Source organism: Citrobacter sp. Marseille-Q3906 (genome assembly GCF_916618775.1).
GTDB lineage: Bacteria > Pseudomonadota > Gammaproteobacteria > Enterobacterales > Enterobacteriaceae > Citrobacter > Citrobacter murliniae.
This window is the reverse complement of sequence record NZ_CAKAKA010000003.1, coordinates 96,008-114,290: the sequence shown is the minus strand read 5'-3', so window position 1 is coordinate 114,290 and position 18,283 is coordinate 96,008. Positions and strand designations below refer to the sequence as shown.

Annotated in this window: 16 protein-coding genes; 12 read left to right on the top strand and 4 right to left on the bottom strand. The window is 48.1% G+C overall.

Annotated elements, in window-relative coordinates:
• Positions 1-1,223 precede the first annotated feature (1,223 nt).
• The 3 genes from LG384_RS17905 (at position 1,224) to LG384_RS17895 (ending at position 6,551) form a co-directional block, all read left to right on the top strand.
• A complete protein-coding gene (locus LG384_RS17905; RefSeq protein WP_225761337.1) occupies positions 1,224-3,956 on the top strand; it encodes an autotransporter outer membrane beta-barrel domain-containing protein in 2,733 nt (910 codons plus the stop codon).
• A 225-nt stretch (positions 3,957-4,181) separates the two neighbouring features.
• Entirely contained in the window at positions 4,182-4,559 is a 378-nt protein-coding gene (locus tag LG384_RS17900; RefSeq protein WP_225761336.1) for a hypothetical protein, read from the top strand.
• 495 nt (positions 4,560-5,054) lie between these two features.
• The gene (locus LG384_RS17895) at positions 5,055-6,551 is read left to right on the top strand and encodes a C69 family dipeptidase (protein ID WP_225761335.1); all 1,497 of its coding nucleotides are present in this window, start codon (positions 5,055-5,057) and stop codon (positions 6,549-6,551) included.
• 60 nt (positions 6,552-6,611) lie between these two features.
• Here LG384_RS17895 and LG384_RS17890 read toward each other — a convergent pair whose 3' ends face one another.
• Entirely contained in the window at positions 6,612-7,514 is a 903-nt protein-coding gene (locus LG384_RS17890) for a LysR family transcriptional regulator (protein ID WP_200011159.1), read from the bottom strand.
• Positions 7,515-7,751: 237 nt separating this feature from the next.
• Between LG384_RS17890 and LG384_RS17885 the strand changes: the two genes are divergently transcribed.
• The 3 genes from LG384_RS17885 to LG384_RS17875 all read left to right on the top strand — a co-directional run bounded on the left by LG384_RS17885 (position 7,752) and on the right by LG384_RS17875 (position 10,094).
• Positions 7,752-8,759: a zinc-binding alcohol dehydrogenase family protein gene (locus tag LG384_RS17885; protein WP_225761334.1), complete on the top strand. Its 1,008-nt coding sequence runs from the start codon at positions 7,752-7,754 to the stop codon at positions 8,757-8,759.
• Complete coding sequence (locus LG384_RS17880) at positions 8,760-9,065, top strand: putative quinol monooxygenase (RefSeq protein ID WP_045448872.1); 306 nt, start codon at positions 8,760-8,762, stop codon at positions 9,063-9,065. It abuts the gene before it with no gap.
• Positions 9,066-9,191: 126 nt separating this feature from the next.
• The gene (locus LG384_RS17875; RefSeq protein ID WP_225761333.1) at positions 9,192-10,094 is read left to right on the top strand and encodes a carboxylate/amino acid/amine transporter; all 903 of its coding nucleotides are present in this window, start codon (positions 9,192-9,194) and stop codon (positions 10,092-10,094) included.
• A gap of 28 nt (positions 10,095-10,122) precedes the next feature.
• Here LG384_RS17875 and nlpA read toward each other — a convergent pair whose 3' ends face one another.
• Together nlpA and LG384_RS17865 are read right to left on the bottom strand one after the other, a co-directional pair.
• Complete coding sequence (gene nlpA, locus LG384_RS17870) at positions 10,123-10,941, bottom strand: lipoprotein NlpA (protein ID WP_045448875.1); 819 nt, start codon at positions 10,939-10,941, stop codon at positions 10,123-10,125.
• Positions 10,942-11,148: 207 nt separating this feature from the next.
• The gene (locus LG384_RS17865) at positions 11,149-11,565 is read right to left on the bottom strand and encodes a GNAT family N-acetyltransferase (protein ID WP_200011156.1); all 417 of its coding nucleotides are present in this window, start codon (positions 11,563-11,565) and stop codon (positions 11,149-11,151) included.
• A 129-nt stretch (positions 11,566-11,694) separates the two neighbouring features.
• Between LG384_RS17865 and LG384_RS17860 the strand changes: the two genes are divergently transcribed.
• A complete protein-coding gene (locus tag LG384_RS17860) occupies positions 11,695-11,988 on the top strand; it encodes a YicS family protein (RefSeq protein WP_045448878.1) in 294 nt (97 codons plus the stop codon).
• Between the two features lie 36 nt (positions 11,989-12,024).
• Here LG384_RS17860 and LG384_RS17855 read toward each other — a convergent pair whose 3' ends face one another.
• Positions 12,025-12,972 (bottom strand): LacI family DNA-binding transcriptional regulator, encoded by a 948-nt coding sequence (locus LG384_RS17855; RefSeq protein WP_045448881.1) that lies wholly within the window; start codon positions 12,970-12,972, stop codon positions 12,025-12,027.
• A gap of 292 nt (positions 12,973-13,264) precedes the next feature.
• Here LG384_RS17855 and LG384_RS17850 point away from each other — a divergent pair, with 292 nt between their 5' ends.
• From LG384_RS17850 to LG384_RS17830, 5 genes are all read left to right on the top strand, one after another.
• Positions 13,265-13,579, top strand: a complete 315-nt coding sequence (locus LG384_RS17850; RefSeq protein ID WP_045448882.1) for a PTS sugar transporter subunit IIB — start codon at positions 13,265-13,267, stop codon at positions 13,577-13,579.
• 12 nt (positions 13,580-13,591) lie between these two features.
• Positions 13,592-14,923, top strand: coding sequence for a PTS sugar transporter subunit IIC (locus LG384_RS17845; RefSeq protein WP_045448884.1), 1,332 nt, complete (start codon positions 13,592-13,594; stop codon positions 14,921-14,923).
• A 20-nt stretch (positions 14,924-14,943) separates the two neighbouring features.
• Complete coding sequence (locus LG384_RS17840; protein WP_225761332.1) at positions 14,944-16,326, top strand: glycoside hydrolase family 1 protein; 1,383 nt, start codon at positions 14,944-14,946, stop codon at positions 16,324-16,326.
• A gap of 12 nt (positions 16,327-16,338) precedes the next feature.
• The gene (locus tag LG384_RS17835) at positions 16,339-16,641 is read left to right on the top strand and encodes a PTS lactose/cellobiose transporter subunit IIA (RefSeq protein ID WP_008786514.1); all 303 of its coding nucleotides are present in this window, start codon (positions 16,339-16,341) and stop codon (positions 16,639-16,641) included.
• 205 nt (positions 16,642-16,846) lie between these two features.
• Positions 16,847-18,226, top strand: coding sequence for a carbohydrate porin (locus tag LG384_RS17830; protein ID WP_045448888.1), 1,380 nt, complete (start codon positions 16,847-16,849; stop codon positions 18,224-18,226).
• Positions 18,227-18,283: the final 57 nt, after the last annotated feature.

Genomic DNA, 18,283 nt, shown 5'->3' with positions numbered 1-18,283 from the left:
ATATCCTCACCTTGCAAAGATGATCGAGTAAGCCAAATCTGGCAATGTAATAAGATGTAACATTGGTTTGCTATAACTATGGGCAATAAAATCCTATTCAGCAAGCATCTTTATAAAATTTTTCTGACTTTTTAATTCACACATAACTCATTGGAAAAAGACACTATTAGCCTGGACTTCACTCAGCGAGGGCGAAGTTTCAATAAAAAAGAAAGAAAGAAACGGTGCCGAGGTGATCACCTTATATTGGTAATTGACATTTTATGCATTTTAATCATCTTTACCGCGTTGAACAGCGCGAGAAAAACACGCCATGCCAGCCCTTCACTACTGTCAGTACATTTCTGGAGGAGTAAAAGAACAGTTCTGACTAAAAACCGCCCCTCCGGCTCTCTGGCAAACCAACTCCCTTATCGATAAGGGATCGATAAAAAAGTATTGCCCGAGTGGTTATTTTTCCATTCGAAACAAGAAAAAACCATCTTTTTTAAGTTGTTACCTCAGCAAAATCCAGCAGACAGTGTTCGTTTGGTGTGCCTACGGTGAGAACAATCAAATGCATTAAGTACATTAACCACTTCCTGGCAAAAAACATCACTCATCTTTCGTGATCCGTTTAGTAATCCGAACACGACGTCCATTTTTGGTAAATGGCAACACTTCATTTACAAACAAGATATATAAAACAAACCAAGAGAAACAAATAAGGAGTATTTATTATAATAACAGCACCACTTTTAATTTGCAGAATAATAATAACAAGAGTAACTAATTCGGTATATTTTTACCAGCAAGGAGATGACAATCAATGTGACACCAGTAATATATCACTTCACAGAAACTTATTTCACAGCATTTATTAACGGTTAAAAATAAATACAAAAATCATATCAATCAAGAACTTATAATAACACCGCAAAAAATAAAAAAACCTCATTTAAATCACCAAAATTCCAATAATGGATTAAATAACAAAACAAATTGAACTCAAAATATAGAAATGATTATTCTATTTGCGAGATTTCGTGAGACTGCGCAAGCACCAGAAGAAGTATGTCGTATATCTGTGCACGCGGAATTTTAAATAACTACGGTGACTACATGATGTTTATCTGAAGAGATAGATAGGGGATTTTACTATCCGTCCTCTCTGCCCTCTGAATTATATCTCGAATATATAGTGTTGCCGAGAGCATTCTTTTTTGCATAACAGGAGTTTTAGATTGAAAAGTTGTGGCAAGTTCCATAAAACACGAATCGCCCTCGCGTGCTCTTTAGCTGTAGCATTTCAAGCTTCGGCAACAGACATTTCGAATGGCGTATGGGATACCTTCATTTACGATGGTACTTCAGGCGTAACTTATCAGGGATATGCGGACTGGAACGGCGCAGATGCCAATATTTACCCTGTCATCAATAACTCCGTCGTAAACGGTGTTATTTCGACAAATTACCTTGATGCAGATACAGCCAATCCAAATTCACTCTCCATCAGTAATACGACTGTACATGGAATGGTGACGTCTGCTTGCATGACTTCAGGTTGCACTGACGTCGAGCAGAACTATAACGATCCGCTGACATTGACCGTTAATAATTCAACTATTGATGACAGCTTTGAGCATTTTGATTATTACAACACCGATGGTACCTCTGCGGGTTCTTTACCAATCTATAATCTGGGTACAGCAATTACGCTTGATCAAGAAAGCAATATTGCCATTGAAAACAACTCTCACGTTGCTGGTATTACATTAGGCCAGGAAATTCAGGATTACGCCGACAGCGGTAGCACTGACAGCTTTGTAGACAATATTGTTGTCAATGATTCTTCCGTTACCTCTGGAGCCTGGACTGAGCTGGATACGTCAGGTTTCTACGGTCAGTCAGAAAAACCTTCTGATTACACCGGCGCACTGACAATGCAGGCTGATTTCGATGTGAATGGCGATGGTGTCATTAATAGCAATGATCAAACCATCAACATGAATGATGTTGCGATTGCGGCTATCGATAATCCGGATTCAACTGAATCCATGAAAACCAATGCAACATTCAACAATTCAACCTTAACGGGCGATGTGTTGTTCGTCAGTCGTTTCAATAACGGTTTTGCACCTGCAGGTGTTGATACCAATGCAGACGGCGTGATCGATTCTAACCTGGGTTATGCTGATGACAGCCTGAACCAGGACGAAATGAACCTGACGCTTGATAATGGAAGCAAGTGGGTCGGTGCGGCAATCTCTGACGTTGATGCAACAGCAACACTGTACGATATTGCAGCAAACAGCCTGATTCCTTCCTCAACTTATAACGCCGACACGGGATATGTTGATGGTGCAGCCGTCTTCCAGAGTGGGATCTTTAACGTAACGCTGGATCATGGTTCTGAGTGGGATACCCGTAAAGCTTCCGATGTAGATACCTTAACCGTATCTAATGGCTCGCAGGTGAACGTAGAAAGCTCTGCGCTGCTTGCCGATACCATCAACCTGAATAGCTCTTCATCCATGAACATCGGTGATGATGGCCAGGTAGATACTAATGCCATGAATATTGATGGCAACAGTACGGTGAATCTGACAGAGGAAACGGCAAATTTATATGCTAATACCATTACTGTCAGCAATGGCGCAGCACTAAATATTGGCACGGGTGAAGTCGACACGCATAACCTTGTCCTGACCTCAGGTGGTCAGCTTGATGTGGGTAGCCGCGAATATGTCCTGAACAGTGACATGAACACGGGTTATACCAATGGTAATACCGATAACGCATCTGACTATGGTGTAGTCGATGTGAATTCTGATGGTCATCTGGCAGTCAATGGCGATGTCGCAGGTAACTATAAAGTTAGCGTGAATAATGCCACCGGCAAAGGCTCTGTTGCTGATTATAAAGGTCATGAGCTGATTCGCGTTTATGATGATAACACCGATACGCAGGCTTCCTTTACCGCAGCAAACAAAGCCGATCTGGGCGCTTATCAGTATGAAGCTCAGCAGAGCGGTGATTCTGTTGTACTGAAACAGGATGGCTTAACCGATTATGCCAATATTGCGCTGAGCATCCCGTCTGCTAACACCAATATCTGGAATCTGGAACAAGATGCACTGGCAAATCGTTTGGATAATGGCCGTGTAAATCAAAACAGTCAGGATACTGGCGGTGCATGGGCGACTTACGTCGGCGGTCACTTCCAGGGAGATACCGATACACTAAGCTATGATCAAGATACCAGCGGCATCATGGTTGGTTTTGATAAAGCGATTGAAGGTAATGGTGCGAACTGGATTGTCGGTGCCGCTGCCAGCTTCATGAAAGGTGATATCGATGATCAAACCGGCCATGTCGATCAGGATAGCCAGTCTGCTCGTGTTTATACCTCTACGCGCTTTAACAACAATGTCTTCGTTAATAGCACATTGAGCTACAGCCACTTTGATAATGACCTGTCTGCGAGCATGAGCAATGGTAATTCAGTAAGCGGCAACGGTATCTCTTCTGATGCCTGGGGTCTGAATCTGAAAGCTGGTTATGACTGGAAATACAATCAGAATGGCTACGTTACTCCATACGCAAGCATTTCTGGTCTGTTCCAGGATGGTGACGGATACCAGCTCAGCAACAATATGAATGTTGATAGCCAGTCTTATGACAGCATGCGTTATGAAGCAGGCGTCAATACCGGCTATACCTTTAGCTTCGGCGAACAGTCATTCGTTCCGTATGCAAAAATCGCATATGTGTATGATGATTCAGATAATAACAGCGCAGATGTTAATGGCGATGATATTGATAATGGTGTGGGTGGTTCAGCAGTACGCGCCGGGTTGGGTGGTCAATTCAACTTTACTAAAAACTTTAGTGCATATGCCGGCGGTGATTATCTTGGCGGAGCTGATGTCGATCAAGACTGGTCAGCAAATGCTGGTGTGAAATATACCTGGTAATAAGTTAATGCAAAGGCCTGCTATTGCAGGCCTTTAATTATTAGGGGAGCGCTATTCCAATTGCATTAGTAAGATATTAAAAATCTCTTCAAGTATATTTTTGCACATCCCAATAATGCACCAGAATGCCTCCCGTCATTAACTTCCGCCAAAAAAATCAAGATATTAAAATCAATTCCAGACCATTAAATATCATCATATCAATTAACATCATGGATATTTATTATGAACAAGCAGTGGATGTGCTATTTTGTTGCTCTTATTATTCTCAGTGGTTGTGTTGATGCAACGCATCCAACAAACGATGTGACTAAAAATAAATCTTCAACGGATGACTCACTTTTCTCAGACAGCGAGTGTATTAATAACTTCAACGTACTACGAAAAGTTGATCCTGATAAGTTTATGCTTTATCAAAAGCAGTTCACTGAAATCAATAAAAGCTATGATTTTTATGATAAAAACTCAACCATTCTGGATAAAGACCATAAAGAATTGATCGCTATGGAGGCCAATTCAAAGCTGCATTTAATCTGCGCTCGAGTTAAAAATGCCGCCTATGCCGGTATCGAAAAAAAAATGTACGCAATCAGCCAATTGTGATTTGAGTATCGACTACCAGCAAGTTCACTGAGTATGTAATAAATGGCATTTACAGCTTCATTCTTCGCCGGATAACGCTTATACGTGTCCGGCCAACAAAGAACATGATGTCCAATCAACTTTCCAATACCACCCTTAATATTTCCAGTAGCCTGACATCTTTCATCGCAACCAACAGCATCTGTTATTTTTCGACACAATTATCGCCGTCAACTTACGCGACACACGTCACTGAATTTGTCGATGTGCCATTGCTATTCTTTCCCCCGAATCAGGAAACATCCTGAATACCTCGATATTCACTGCGTAATAATTGAGCGAAACGGGCACTTTATTTTGTCCAGAAGACTTCAACCTACCAATGGATATTAGGAGAAAACGTGGGCAGGGGCGTTTATCTCTCTGGCGAGCAATGTCTGAGCGTTCGGACGTTATCGCATTTCAGCAAACGGTGTGTTTCCGGTGTATTTATGGCGTACTTATGAGGGATATTTAATGTTTACGTTTAAAAAGTGCCTGATTGCACTTTCTATAAATTTGGCTGTTGTTTCATCAGGTTTTGCTTGTACGACCCTGCTGGTCGGCAATGAAGCGTCGGCGGATGGATCCATGTTGGTAGCCCGCAGTGCAGACAGCGATGCCCTGAAAGCACAGCATTTTGTCATTCATCCGGCAAAACAGAATCAGACCGGTGTGTACAGCACCAAAGCGCATAATGGCGCGAATGATTTTACCTGGCCGCTGCCAAAAAATTCCCTGCGTTACACCACCGTTCCAAACTGGAAAACGCAACTGCATGGCGCAACCGGTTTTAACGAACTGGGCGTCGGCGTGAGCGGTACAGAATCTATTTTTGCTTCGCCAAAAGCGCTGGCCGTCGACCCATATGTTGAAGACAAAGGCATCACCGAAGACGATATTCCGGATATCCTGCTGTCACAGAGCAAAACAGCCCGTGAAGCGGTGGCGTTGCTGGGACATATCGTTGAAACCGCCGGAGCTGGCGAAGGCTTTGGCGTTGCCGTGGTGGACGATAACGAAATCTGGTATCTGGAAACCGGTAGCGGCCACCAGTGGATGGCACAGCGTTTACCGAATAATCAATATTTTGCCACTGGTAATCAGGGACGCTTACAGGATTACGATCCTAAGAACCCTAATATGATGGCGTCAAAAAACCTGGTTGAGTTCGCGACCGAAAAAGGTCTTTACGATCAGGCAAAAGATGGCAAATTCAACTTTTCCAAAGTCTATACTCGTGACGATGAGCGTGACCGCACATATAACGATCCCCGCGTCTGGACTATTCAGAAAGAGTTCAATCCTTCCGTAAAACAGGATATGGCCGCAGGTCGTGAATTCCCGGTATTCATGACGCCAGAGAAGAAAATGACGCTGGACGATGTGAAATCGGTGTTGCGTAACCACTATGAAGGCACCAAACATGACCCTTACACCAACGGCCTGAACGGTAAAGAGCCGTGGCGTCCGGTCAGTGTCTTCCGTACCTACGAAGCGCACGTTATGCAGGTACGTCCGTGGTTGCCAAAAGAGATTGGTGAAACAACCTATATTGGTCTGGGTATGGCCGATCTTACCGCCTTTGTTCCCTACTATAGCGGCCTGAAAGCGTATCCGGCCAACTATACGATGGGCACGAACAACGCTGACGATCAATCCATTTACTGGAAGTATCGCAAATTACAGACGCTGACCATGACGGACTATCCGAAGCTCGCCCCTATCGTCAAAAAAGCCTACAAAGCGTGGGAAGACAAAGTGGCGAAGGAGCAAAAAGAGGTTGAGGCAGAATATCTGAAGATGGCAAAAACCGATAAACCCGCCGCCGATAAGATGCTGAATGACTTCAACCTGCGCATCATGGCCGATGCCGAGAAGCTGACCGAAGACCTGACTAATCAGTTGTTCACCATCCGCACCAAAGACATTCAGTCTGATATTTTCTTTGCTAACGCCAGCAAAAAAGACTGAGTGACCGCAGAGTAGAAAGCCAGGTTAAAGACCTGATGATTCTGGTGCAGAGCAAGAACGTTAGCTCTGCGCCAGCATTTCACACCGCGCCTTCACGGCATCGTGCAATAGCCGTACCGCCGTTGAAAGCTGTTTACGGTGTGGGCAAATCATATTTAACGGAACTTTTTCCCCCAGATACCCCGGCATCAGCAACTGCAAACGACCGTCACGCACATCTTCGCTCACATCCAGCCACGACTTATACGCAATCCCCTCACCGGCAATCGCCAGACGCCTTATCACTTCGGCATCATCGCTCATAATGGTGCTGTTGACCTGCACGCTACTGACTTCACCATTACGCGTAAACGTCCAGCGATCATGAAGCCGCCCGCGTAATACAAAGGTCATGGCGTTCAGCTGCGCTAAATCGCCAGGGTGTTGCGGCTCACCGCATTGTGCAATCCAGTCCGGAGAAGCCACCAGCACGCGGCGATTACCTGGCGCGACGGGCAACGCGATATAAGACGCGTCTTCGGTATTACCATACCGAAACGCGACATCGACGGGATCTTTAAATACATCGGTCACCTGGTCGGAGAAAAAGACCCGCAGGCGCAGCGCAGGATAGCGGCGACGAAACGACTGAAAGACCGGCAACAACAGATTCCGTCCGAGATCGGACGGCACCGCAATTTGCAGCATGCCTGAAATCTCATCTTCCGGCGTCTGGATTTTTTGCAATCCGGCGTGCATTACATCCAGCATCTGACGGGCATAGGGCAACCAGATCTCACCTTCCGGTGTGAGCCGCAGGCTACGTGTGGAGCGAGCGAACAGGCGAATCGTCAGCGTAGACTCCAGACGCTTGATAGCTGAACTGACCTGGGCGGGCTGGACGCCGACTTCGCGCGCCGCATCACTAAAACTGTTCAGCGCCGCGGCGCGGACAAACAACGTGAGATCTTCAAGCCGGAACATTTTCACTCCTCGAGTATAAGTCCTGTCGCCGTGAGGCTATTTTTCCCGTTCTGATGCCGGTTTACCATCGAATTATTCAACAGATATACCCTAAATAATTCGAGTTGCATGAAGGCGGCAAGGGAGTGAGTCTCCTGGAACATAGCGAACTATGTGACTGGAGTGAGCGAGCGTAGCCAACGCACATGCAGCTTGAAGTATGACGGGTATAAATAGATTCCTGTAACTGGAGAGACTATGAAAGCTATCGCCATTACCCACGCCGCAACCAACGGCAGCAATATTGAATTTTTACAAGAAATTGACCTGCCGGTTCCGATCGCTACCGGACATGACCTTTTAGTTGAAGTGAAAGCTATTTCCGTCAACCCCGTCGATACCAAAGTACGCGAAGGTTTCAATGCCGACGTGCCGCGCGTGCTGGGCTGGGATGCGGTTGGCGTGGTGAAATCCGTGGGCGATGCGGTGACGCTGTTCGCGCCTGGCGACGAAGTCTGGTACGCCGGTGCGCTGGGTCGTGCTGGCAGTAACAGTGAATTTCAGTTGGTTGATGAACGCATTGTTGCGCTGAAGCCACAATCACTGGATAACGCTTCAGCGGCAGCCCTGCCGCTGACCGCCATCACTGCGTGGGAAATGCTGTTCGACCGCCTGGGCGTTGAGGAAAATGGTAATGAGAATGATGTTTTATTGATTGTCGGCGCTGCAGGCGGCGTTGGTTCTATCCTGACCCAACTAGCCAGTAAGCTGACCAAAATGACCGTTATCGGTACGGCATCGCGTCCGGAAAGCCAGAAATGGGTACGTGAAGCGGGCGCTCATCATGTGATTGATCACAGTAAACCGCTGACAGAAGAACTGGCACGAACAGGCATTAAACAGGTGACCCATGTCGCCAGCCTGAACAATACCGAGCAGCACTATCAGCAGATTATTGCCGCGCTGGCGCCACAGGGAAAACTGGCGCTAATTGACGATCCGCAATCCCTTGATGCGCGTCCGCTGAAAACTAAAAGCATTTCTCTGCACTGGGAATTTATGTTCACACGCTCGATGTTTGAAACACTCGACATCATTGCCCAGCATCAGCTACTGACCCGCATGGCGCAACTGATTGACAGCAAGGTTATCCATACCACGCTGGGCGAACATTTTGGTGCCATCACCGCGGCTAATTTGCAAAAAGCCCATGCCCAAATTGAAACCGGTCGTTCAGTGGGCAAGATTGTTCTGGAGGGATTTTAAATGCCTGACTCTACGGTGATTTCAATCATAGCGGTGCTAAAAGCCAAACCAGGGAAAATCAACGCACTGAAACAAGCGCTGCAAGCCCTTTTGCTACCCACTCGCCGGGAGCCGGGCAATATTGAGTATGCGCTGTTTCAGTTACGCGATACGCCGGATGTATTTTACGTGCGTGAATCCTGGCGCGGCCAGGCAGGTCTGGACGAACATATCGCCTTACCGCATTTCCAGACGTTTATTCTGCAAATGAACGACCTGCTGGCCGAGCCGCTGCGTCTGGATTATCTGACACCGATAGACGCTTAACATTATCCCAGAGCTCCCTGCCTGGCGGGGGAGCTAAAGACAGTGCATGAGGTATTCCTGCTGTCAGAGTCATCTCTGCTATGATGTCTGCACACAAATAAGACAATACATTATGCAGAGGGAAAGATGAGTTCCACCAGAAGAGGGATGATGAACGTCCTGATAGCCGCCGTATTATGGGGAAGTTCAGGCGTTTGCGCGCAGTACATCATGGAGCAAAGTCAGATGTCGGCGCAGTTTCTGACCATGACACGTCTGATTTTCGCCGGGCTCATTCTGCTGATGCTCTCTTTTGTGCACGGTGACAAAGTCTTCTCCGTTATCAAAAACCGCAAAGACGCCATCAGCCTGCTGATTTTTTCTGTGGTCGGGGCGCTCACCGTACAACTGACCTTTCTGCTTACCATTGAAAAATCCAATGCCGCCACCGCAACGGTACTGCAATTTTTGTCACCGACAATTATCGTGGCGTGGTTTTCGGTGGTACGCAAAGCGCGACCGGGAATATTAGTGCTGACGGCGATCTTCACCTCGCTAATCGGCACATTCCTGCTGGTCACCCACGGCAACCCGACGTCGTTATCCATCTCGCCTGCCGCGCTGTTCTGGGGGATCGCTTCGGCATTTGCTGCCGCGTTCTATACGACATATCCCTCTGTGCTTATCGCGCGTTACGGTACGCTACCGATTGTCGGCTGGAGCATGTTGATAGGCGGCCTGATCCTGCTCCCATTCTATGCCGGGCAGGGAACGAACTTTGTGGTCAATGGCAGTTTGATTCTGGCATTTTTCTATCTGGTGGTGATCGGTACATCACTGACGTTTAGCCTGTACCTGAAAGGTGCGCAGATGATTGGTGGGCCGAAAGCGAGCATTTTGAGCTGTGCGGAGCCACTGAGCAGTGCCTTACTGTCCCTGCTCCTGTTAGGCATTACGTTCACTTTACCGGACTGGCTCGGTACGCTGCTGATCCTCTCTTCAGTGGTGCTGATTTCAATGGATTCCCGCCGCCGCGCCAGAACGGCATAACGCCAACCAGCGCGGTGACGGGCGAATATTACCAGCCCGGTACCGCGCCGCCGTTAAAGATTTTCTCGGCTGCTTTCGCCACTTCCGGTGACTGATAAGATTGCAGGAACTCTTTTACGTTCTCTGCATCTTTGTTGTCTTCCCGCGCCACCAGAATATTCACGTACGGTGAGTTTTTGTCTTCAATAAATACGCTGTCATGTACCGGGGAAAGCCCGGTTTGCTGAATGTAGGTGGTACTGATAATTGCCACATCCACTTTCTGATCGTCCAGTACACGCGGCAATTGCGCGCCTTCCAGCTCCATAATATTCAGATGGTGTGGGTTATCAGTAATATCCAGCGCCGTCGGCAACAGACCAGTGCCCTCTTTCAAGGTAATCAGTTTTTCTTTTTGCAACAGCAATAGCGCACGTCCGAGATTAGTTGGATCGTTAGGAATCGCAATTGTCGCGCCGTCTTTCAGCTCGGCAACGGTTTTGATTTTTTTCGAATAACCGGCCATCGGGAAGACAAAGGTATTGCCCACCGCCACCAGCTTAAAGTTATGCGCTTTATTATCCTGCTCCAGGAAAGGACGATGCTGGAAGACATTGGCATCCAGTTCACCATGATTGGTTGCATCGTTGGGTAGTAACGAACCGCTGAACCCTACCAGCTCAACATCCAAACCGTACTTCTCTTTGGCCACTTTCTTCGCAACCTCCGCCACATCCTGCTCTGCGCCGTTAATCACGCCGACTTTGATATGTTTCGCATCACTGCTTTGCTGATCGCAACCTGCCAGTAATATTCCCGCCAGCAATAATGCCGCCCCGGCCCCGAAATGAGGTATGTTCAGTTTCACGTTTTTATCCTTTTGAAATAACCGCCTGATGAGTAATGAATTGACTATAGCGGGAAGGCTGCTGCGGTTTAAAAAACGAAAAAGTATCAGCAAGAAGAAAAAAGCATAACGAAGGAATATACAAAAAACTGCCCGGTGGCACGACACCACCGGGCGACACGATTTCTCAACTCTCGGTGGATATTCAGCAAGCCATCCTTCCGGTCATCAAAATGATTTTGATAAATAATGGCGTGCTGCCCCTTTTTCCGGGAAGTCTTCGAGGGTCATTTGTAACTGGTAACCGTTCTTTTGATAAAACGGCAACGCCTGAAAACTCATGGTATCAACCAGCGCATGCAAACACCCTCTCTCGCGCGCAGTCTGTTCTGCCGCCTGCATCAGCTTTGTGCCATGACCGCCTTTACGCAGGGATTCATGCATCCATAAAAACTCAATACACAGCCACTCACCTTTGATTTTACCAATCAGCCCACCCAGTATCTCGTTACGCTCATCGCGCCAGTAGACCGCCAGATCGCCAAAATTGGACGTTTTCAGGAACTGGAGATTGTAAGCACGCAGGCCGGTGAGCAGCGCATTCTGATCATCTTCTGTAACCGTATCCGTAATCTGTATCTGCATTCTATCCTCCTGAAAAACTACAACTTCTGGCTGATTAATTTTTCTACACTAACACAGGCTGATGAGTGAGCCGTATGCCGACTACACTTACTCTTGAAATTATGCGCGTCGACAACAAGGATTATTAACATGAAACGAGCCGTTTTTCCGATCATTGCCATTCTTTTCACGCTGCCGGGTCTGGCGCAGGCCGACTCGGCTTACGGTTCGCTACAGTCAGTTCACGAAAAAAACACTGTGCTGAAGGATTTACGTAAGATTTGTACCCCACAGGGGTCGCCATCGGATGAGGTGTGGGAAAAAACGATTATGGCTGATTCACGTAATCAGCAGCATATTCGCGAAGCCATTTTGGCAATACAAAGAAGTCATCAGGACAACTACTGGGAAGCACTTAGTAAGGTTGAATGTCCGGATATCTAGGCGCGAAGCAGAGTGCTTAACGCCTGATTGATACCGTTACCGCTGAGGAATAATTAAATCTCCGCGCAGCACGTACGAACTCAGCACACTCTGCGTTTTTTCATTTAACCAGCTGACTATACGTGCGGCCATGGCATCCATTGAATATTCAATAGCCGGGATTGTCGGGATACCGGGCAGGTGCAGTGTACCGGCCAGGCTAAAGACCATAATGTCTTCCGGTACGGATTTATTAAATGCCTGCAACTGCGGGATCACACGCTGGGCCTGCTGTTCATCCGCCACCAGCAGCGCGTTAAAATTGAGCGTTGACGCGTTATTTAGCAATTCCTGCAAGGCCACTGATGATGAAGTCGCTTCCATAAACACCAGATTGCGGTTAAAGGGCAGGAAATTTTTTTCCAATGCATGTTTGTAACCCAGGAGTACCTGGTCGGAGAAACCCATACCATCCGGGTGGATCAACGCAATCTGGCGGCGATGCTGGCTAATCAGGTAGTTACATGCCGTTTCGGTAGCGAATGCGTGATCAAACTGGATGCTGTTGACGTCATCGCCAGACTCCAGGCAATCCACCAGAATGACATTATCCTGACTAATACTTAACGGGAAACGTGCGCCAATAATCAAGACGTCATCGCACAAACCGCAGCTTAGCTCATCAAGGGCGCTCATCACTTCCGCTTTGGTATTGGCAAAGCGAAGGAGGAGGTGTTTTTGATGCTGGCTAAGATGCTTTTCCAGCGCGTAGAGATAGCCCGTTGTCTGATTGATGTTGTCCTGTGCGCATATCACGCCAATGCAGCCTGTAGACTGGCTCAGCAGCGACTGTGCAATCACATTCGGACGATAATTGAGTTCATCCACCGCCTTCAACACGGCGAGACGGCTGGCCTCTTTTACGCCACGCGATCCGCTCAACACGCGCGACACAGTAGCTTTAGATACGCCAGCCAAACGCGATACATCGTTGATAGTAGACATCATTCTCCCCTGACAGGACCCGCCTGGCCCTTTCCTTCCTGTATTTAACATTGGCTTAAATAATCGCCACTCGCAGTATATCTGTTTCCGTTTTTCATGGAAACCGATTTTCCATTTGCACTCAAAAAGAGTTCAAACCACCAAATTTCGTGAGCTGGATTCAAATAATCAGCCTTATACGCATCAGATCTTGATGGCCATCACAGTTCCGTTTGCTACGAATGGAAACCGGTTTCCGTATGATATCAAATCAAACTCGCAATATGTTTTTACATTTAAAGGATGGCTAACAATGTTCAGGATTATGCTGTGCTGCTCTGCAGGAATGTCCACCAGTTTACTGGTTCGCAAAATGGTTGAAGAGGCGGACATTCGTGGACTACCGGTGAAGATTGAGGCATACGGTGTTGCCGAATTTGACACACAGTTTCCAAATTACCAGGTGGTGCTACTTGGCCCCCAGGTAAAATATATGCTTAACACACTCTCAGAAAAGGCTGCCACCCAGGGTATACCCGTAAAAGCCATAGATATGATGGATTACGGTATGCAACGTGGTGACAAAGTGCTGGATTATGCTCTGTCGCTGATTGAAGCGGCACACTAGAAAGGTGTCAATATGAGTTCGTTATATCAGTCAATGGTTGCCGTCATTGAACAATCCATCACCCCCCTCGCCGGAAAGCTGGGACAGCAAAAGTATGTGATTGCGATTCGTGACGGTTTTACGGCGGCGCTGCCGTTTATGATCATCGGCTCCTTCATGCTGGTGTTTATTTTTCCTCCGTTCTCTGCCGAAACCACCAACAGCTTTGCCCGTGGCTGGCTTGATTTCTCTGCCACCTATCGCGAACAGTTGATGCTGCCGTTTAACCTCAGCATGGGTGTTATGACGTTCTTCATCTCCGTCGGCATTGGCGCCAGTCTGGGCCGACAGTTTAACCTCGACCCGGTAATGTCCGGTCTGCTGGCCTTTATGGCGTTTTTACTGGTTGCAGCCCCCTATGCCGACGGGAAAATCTCTACGCAATATCTCTCCGGTCAGGGGATCTTTACCGCGCTGATCACTGCTATCTATTCCACCCGCATGTATGCGTGGCTGAAGCAGAATAACGTGACCATTCGCCTGCCTAAAGAGGTGCCGACCGGCGTCGCCCGCTCATTTGAAATCCTGATTCCGGTTCTGGTCGTGATTGCGACCCTGCATCCGCTAAACCTGTTTATCGAAGCACAAACCGGAATGATCATTCCGCAGGCAATAATGCACCTGCTGGAACCGCTGGTTTCCGCTTCTGATTCCCTGCCCGCAATCCTGCTTTCCGTCCTGCTGTGCCAGATTTTCTGGTTCGCCGGGATCCACGGTTCACTGATTGTCACTGGCATTATGAATCCATTCTGGATGGCCAACTTATCTGCCAACCAGGCGGCTCTTGCCGCTGGCGCTGCATTACCACATGTTTATCTACAGGGCTTCTGGGATCACTACCTGCTCATTGGCGGCGTGGGATCGACATTACCACTGGCATTCCTGCTGCTGCGCAGCCGCGTCGCACACCTGCGGACCATCGGCAAAATGGGAATTGTGCCTAGTTTCTTTAACATCAATGAGCCTATTCTGTTTGGTGCGCCGATCATCATGAACCCGATGCTATTCATTCCATTCGTTTGCGTACCGCTGGTTAACGCTGTGCTGGCATATAGCGCCACAAAACTTGGCTGGCTGGCGCAGGTTGTTTCACTGACACCGTGGACCACACCAGCACCAATTGGTGCTTCCTGGGCCGCGAACTGGGCATTAAGCCCGGTGGTGATGTGCTTTATCTGTATGGCGATGTCAGCGCTGATGTACCTCCCTTTCCTGCGCGCATACGAACGCTCTTTGATGAAAACTGAAGAGCAAAAGGCCCAGGATGCCGTCTCCGTGGCGAACGCTGCCCGTAGCAACTCATAATCGATCAAGGAGTCAGAACAATGAGATACCGTTTTCCTGAAAACTTCTGGTGGGGCAGTGCCTGTTCAGCGCTGCAAACCGAAGGGGATAGCCTGAACGGTGGCAAAAGCCAGACCACATGGGACGTATGGTTCGACCGTCAGCCAGGCCGTTTCCATCAGGGGGTTGGCCCGGCGAACACCTCGACATTTTATCAGCACTGGAAGCAAGACATCGCGCTGCTGAAGCAACTGAAGCACAACAGCTTCCGAACTTCCCTGAGCTGGTCGCGCCTGATCCCTGACGGCACGGGTGAAGTAAATCCTGAAGCCGTCAATTTCTATAACAATGTGATCAATGAGCTGCTGGCACAGGGCATCACGCCATTTATCACCCTGTTCCACTTTGACATGCCAATGGTGATGCAGGAAAAAGGCGGCTGGGAAAACCGGGAAGTGGTCGAGGCATTTGGTCGCTACGCACAAACATGCTTCGACTTGTTCGGCAATCGGGTTAAGCACTGGTTCACCTTTAATGAGCCGATTGTCCCGGTCGAAGGCGGCTATCTGTATGACTTCCATTATCCAAACGAGGTGGATTTCAAACGTGCCGCGACCGTGGCGTACCACACTGTACTGGCACATTCGACGGCAGTTCGCGCGTATCGCGCCGGGAACTATGACGGTGAAATTGGCGTAGTGCTAAATTTAACGCCTTCCTATCCGCGCTCACAAAATCCGGCGGATGTGAAAGCCGCACACCATGCGGATCTGCTCTTCAACCGCAGTTTTCTCGACCCGGTACTGAAAGGTGAATATCCTGCGGACCTGGTGGAACTGCTGAAAGAGTACGATCAGCTGCCCACGTGTAAGCCTGGCGATAGCCAGCTGATATCCGATGGCAAAATCGACCTGTTGGGCATTAACTATTACCAGCCCCGACGGGTGAAATGTCGTGATAGCGCGGTCAATCCTGATGCACCGTTTATGCCTGAATGGTTGTTCGATTATTACGAAATGCCGGGACGCAAAATGAACCCTTACCGTGGCTGGGAAATTTATGAGCCAGGTATTTACGATATTATTACCAACCTGCGAGATAATTACGGTAACCCACGCTGTTTTATTTCTGAAAATGGAATGGGGGTAGAAAACGAACAGCGATTCATTCAGCAGGATCAAATCAACGATGACTACCGTATTGAATTCGTTTCTGCACATCTTAAATGGCTGCATAAGGGAATAAGCGAAGGCTGTAATTGTCTTGGCTACCACATGTGGACCTTTATTGATAACTGGTCATGGCTCAACGGATATAAAAACCGCTATGGCTTTGTTCAGTTAGATTTAGAAACGCAAAAACGTACGGTGAAAAAGAGTGGCGAGTGGTTTGCCGATACCGCCGAAAACAATGGTTTTAATTGAGAACAGAAGATCATGATTGCATTAGAAGAAGCAGTAATGGAAATCATCGTTAATGCCGGCCAGTCCCGAAGCCTGTGCTTCGAAGCACTCCACGCTGCACGCGCCGGGAACATTGATGAAGCGAAAAGCCTGCTTCGTGAGGCTGATGGCTACGCACGTCAAGCTCACCACATGCAAACAAAATTGATCGAACAGGACGCCGGGGAAGCCCGGCAGCCTATGACATTAATTATGGTGCATGCGCAGGACCACTTAATGACATCACTATTAGCCCGCGAACTGTCAGAAGAAATTATTCATCTGTATCAGCGCTAATATGAACTTACACTTTACGAACGGAGAGTTTATTACGATTAAATAAAATATTTCTGTACCCGTTAACAAAATAAACAGATCAACTTGTTTTGGTGATAGCAAATTAACCCAAGACGGGATGGTTATTATCTTAAAATAAATTAATACACACGCTTATTCGGAATGCCTATGGCAACCTGAAGGGTAAAGTGTAAATGAGATAACCATGAATTTAACTAAGAAACTTCCACTAGCCATGGCGGTCGTGGCCGCGCTTTGCCCAGTTTCTGTCCTCGCACAGGAATTTACTCAGGAACAAATCGACGCCATCGTCGCCAAAGCCGTAGATAAAGCACTTACGGAACGTCAGGCGAAAATGGACGCTGCTGTGGCGAAAAAAGCCGATGTGATTAATGAACCACAAAGTGCAGCACAATCCCCGGATATGGCGATTCCGTTCGGCGTGAAATTCAGCGGATATGCGCGCTACGGCGCACATTTCCAGAGCGGTGATCAGAAATACGTCGGCGTTGATGGTTCCTATAACGGTGCGTCGGCCATTGGCCGTCTGGGTAACGAAGGCAACGGCGGCGAATTCCAGCTCTCCAAAGCGTTCAAAAGCGACAACGGCGCCATCTGGGACATCAACGTGATGATCGACCACTGGGGCGACGAAGTTAACCTCAAAAAAGCCTACGCCGGCGTAACTAACGTGCTGGAATCCAATCCTAACGCTTATATCTGGGCGGGCCGCGACTTCCATCAGCGTCCACAACAAGGCATCAACGACTACTTCTGGATGAACCATGACGGTCAGGGAGCCGGGGTTAAAAACTTCGACATTGGCGGCGTGCAGTTTGATGTCGCCACTGTCGCCGCGGTTGAATCGTGCAGCCCGGAAGTGATGGAAGACGAAGCCAACCCATCACGCATTACCTGTACCGGCGGTTCTGGTACGGGCGATAAGGGTAACTACGCAATAACGTCCAAAATCCACAATATGAAGGTCGGTCCGCTGGATCTGGAGATTTACGCCAACTATGGCTTTGACTCTAAAGCCGTCGAGAGCGATGACCGCCTGAAAGCCTGGCAGGGTGCATTTGTGCTGAGTCACACTAACGACAGTGGTGTGAACAAGGTTATCGCCCGTTATTCTGATAATTCAGATAACAGCGTCTATAACAAAACCGACGATCTGACAGCGATATACGCCAGTTTTGAGGGGAGCCATAAGTTCACCCAACAGGCGCAGGTCGAATACCTGCTGGCGTTCCATGATTACGACAACAGCACAGACAAGAGCGACAACCGTAAGAACTACGGCGCGATTATACGTCCGATGTATTTCTGGAACGATGTTCACTCCACCTGGCTGGAAGCAGGCTATCAGCGGGTTGATTATGATAACGGCGGGGATAACAACGGCTGGAAGTTAACGCTGTCGCAGAACATGTCGATCGCTATGGGTCCAGAATTCCGCCCAATGCTGCGCTTCTATGTCACCGGCGGCAAAGTTGATAATGACCGCACTGCTCGCGTCAACGGTACGAAGGATGAAACGCTGGATGACTTTAACCTCGGCGCAATGTGGGAGGCGTGGTTCTGATTAGTGAAAGGTGTAATGCCTGATGGCACTGCGTTTATCCGGCCTGTATTGCGATTG

What these genes read in the sequence shown, in the direction of transcription:
- LG384_RS17855 (WP_045448881.1), bottom strand. Translation starts at nt 12,972, where the DNA reads ATGTCTACTATCAACGATGTATCGCGTTTGGCTGGCGTATCTAAAGCT.
- LG384_RS17880 (WP_045448872.1), top strand. Translation starts at nt 8,760, where the DNA reads ATGCCTGACTCTACGGTGATTTCAATCATAGCGGTGCTAAAAGCCAAA.
- LG384_RS17850 (WP_045448882.1), top strand. Translation starts at nt 13,265, where the DNA reads ATGTTCAGGATTATGCTGTGCTGCTCTGCAGGAATGTCCACCAGTTTA.
- LG384_RS17830 (WP_045448888.1), top strand. Translation starts at nt 16,847, where the DNA reads ATGAATTTAACTAAGAAACTTCCACTAGCCATGGCGGTCGTGGCCGCG.
- LG384_RS17895 (WP_225761335.1), top strand. Translation starts at nt 5,055, where the DNA reads ATGTTTACGTTTAAAAAGTGCCTGATTGCACTTTCTATAAATTTGGCT.
- LG384_RS17875 (WP_225761333.1), top strand. Translation starts at nt 9,192, where the DNA reads ATGAGTTCCACCAGAAGAGGGATGATGAACGTCCTGATAGCCGCCGTA.
- LG384_RS17900 (WP_225761336.1), top strand. Translation starts at nt 4,182, where the DNA reads ATGAACAAGCAGTGGATGTGCTATTTTGTTGCTCTTATTATTCTCAGT.
- LG384_RS17865 (WP_200011156.1), bottom strand. Translation starts at nt 11,565, where the DNA reads ATGCAGATACAGATTACGGATACGGTTACAGAAGATGATCAGAATGCG.
- LG384_RS17845 (WP_045448884.1), top strand. Translation starts at nt 13,592, where the DNA reads ATGAGTTCGTTATATCAGTCAATGGTTGCCGTCATTGAACAATCCATC.
- LG384_RS17835 (WP_008786514.1), top strand. Translation starts at nt 16,339, where the DNA reads ATGATTGCATTAGAAGAAGCAGTAATGGAAATCATCGTTAATGCCGGC.
- LG384_RS17860 (WP_045448878.1), top strand. Translation starts at nt 11,695, where the DNA reads ATGAAACGAGCCGTTTTTCCGATCATTGCCATTCTTTTCACGCTGCCG.
- LG384_RS17885 (WP_225761334.1), top strand. Translation starts at nt 7,752, where the DNA reads ATGAAAGCTATCGCCATTACCCACGCCGCAACCAACGGCAGCAATATT.
- LG384_RS17890 (WP_200011159.1), bottom strand. Translation starts at nt 7,514, where the DNA reads ATGTTCCGGCTTGAAGATCTCACGTTGTTTGTCCGCGCCGCGGCGCTG.
- LG384_RS17840 (WP_225761332.1), top strand. Translation starts at nt 14,944, where the DNA reads ATGAGATACCGTTTTCCTGAAAACTTCTGGTGGGGCAGTGCCTGTTCA.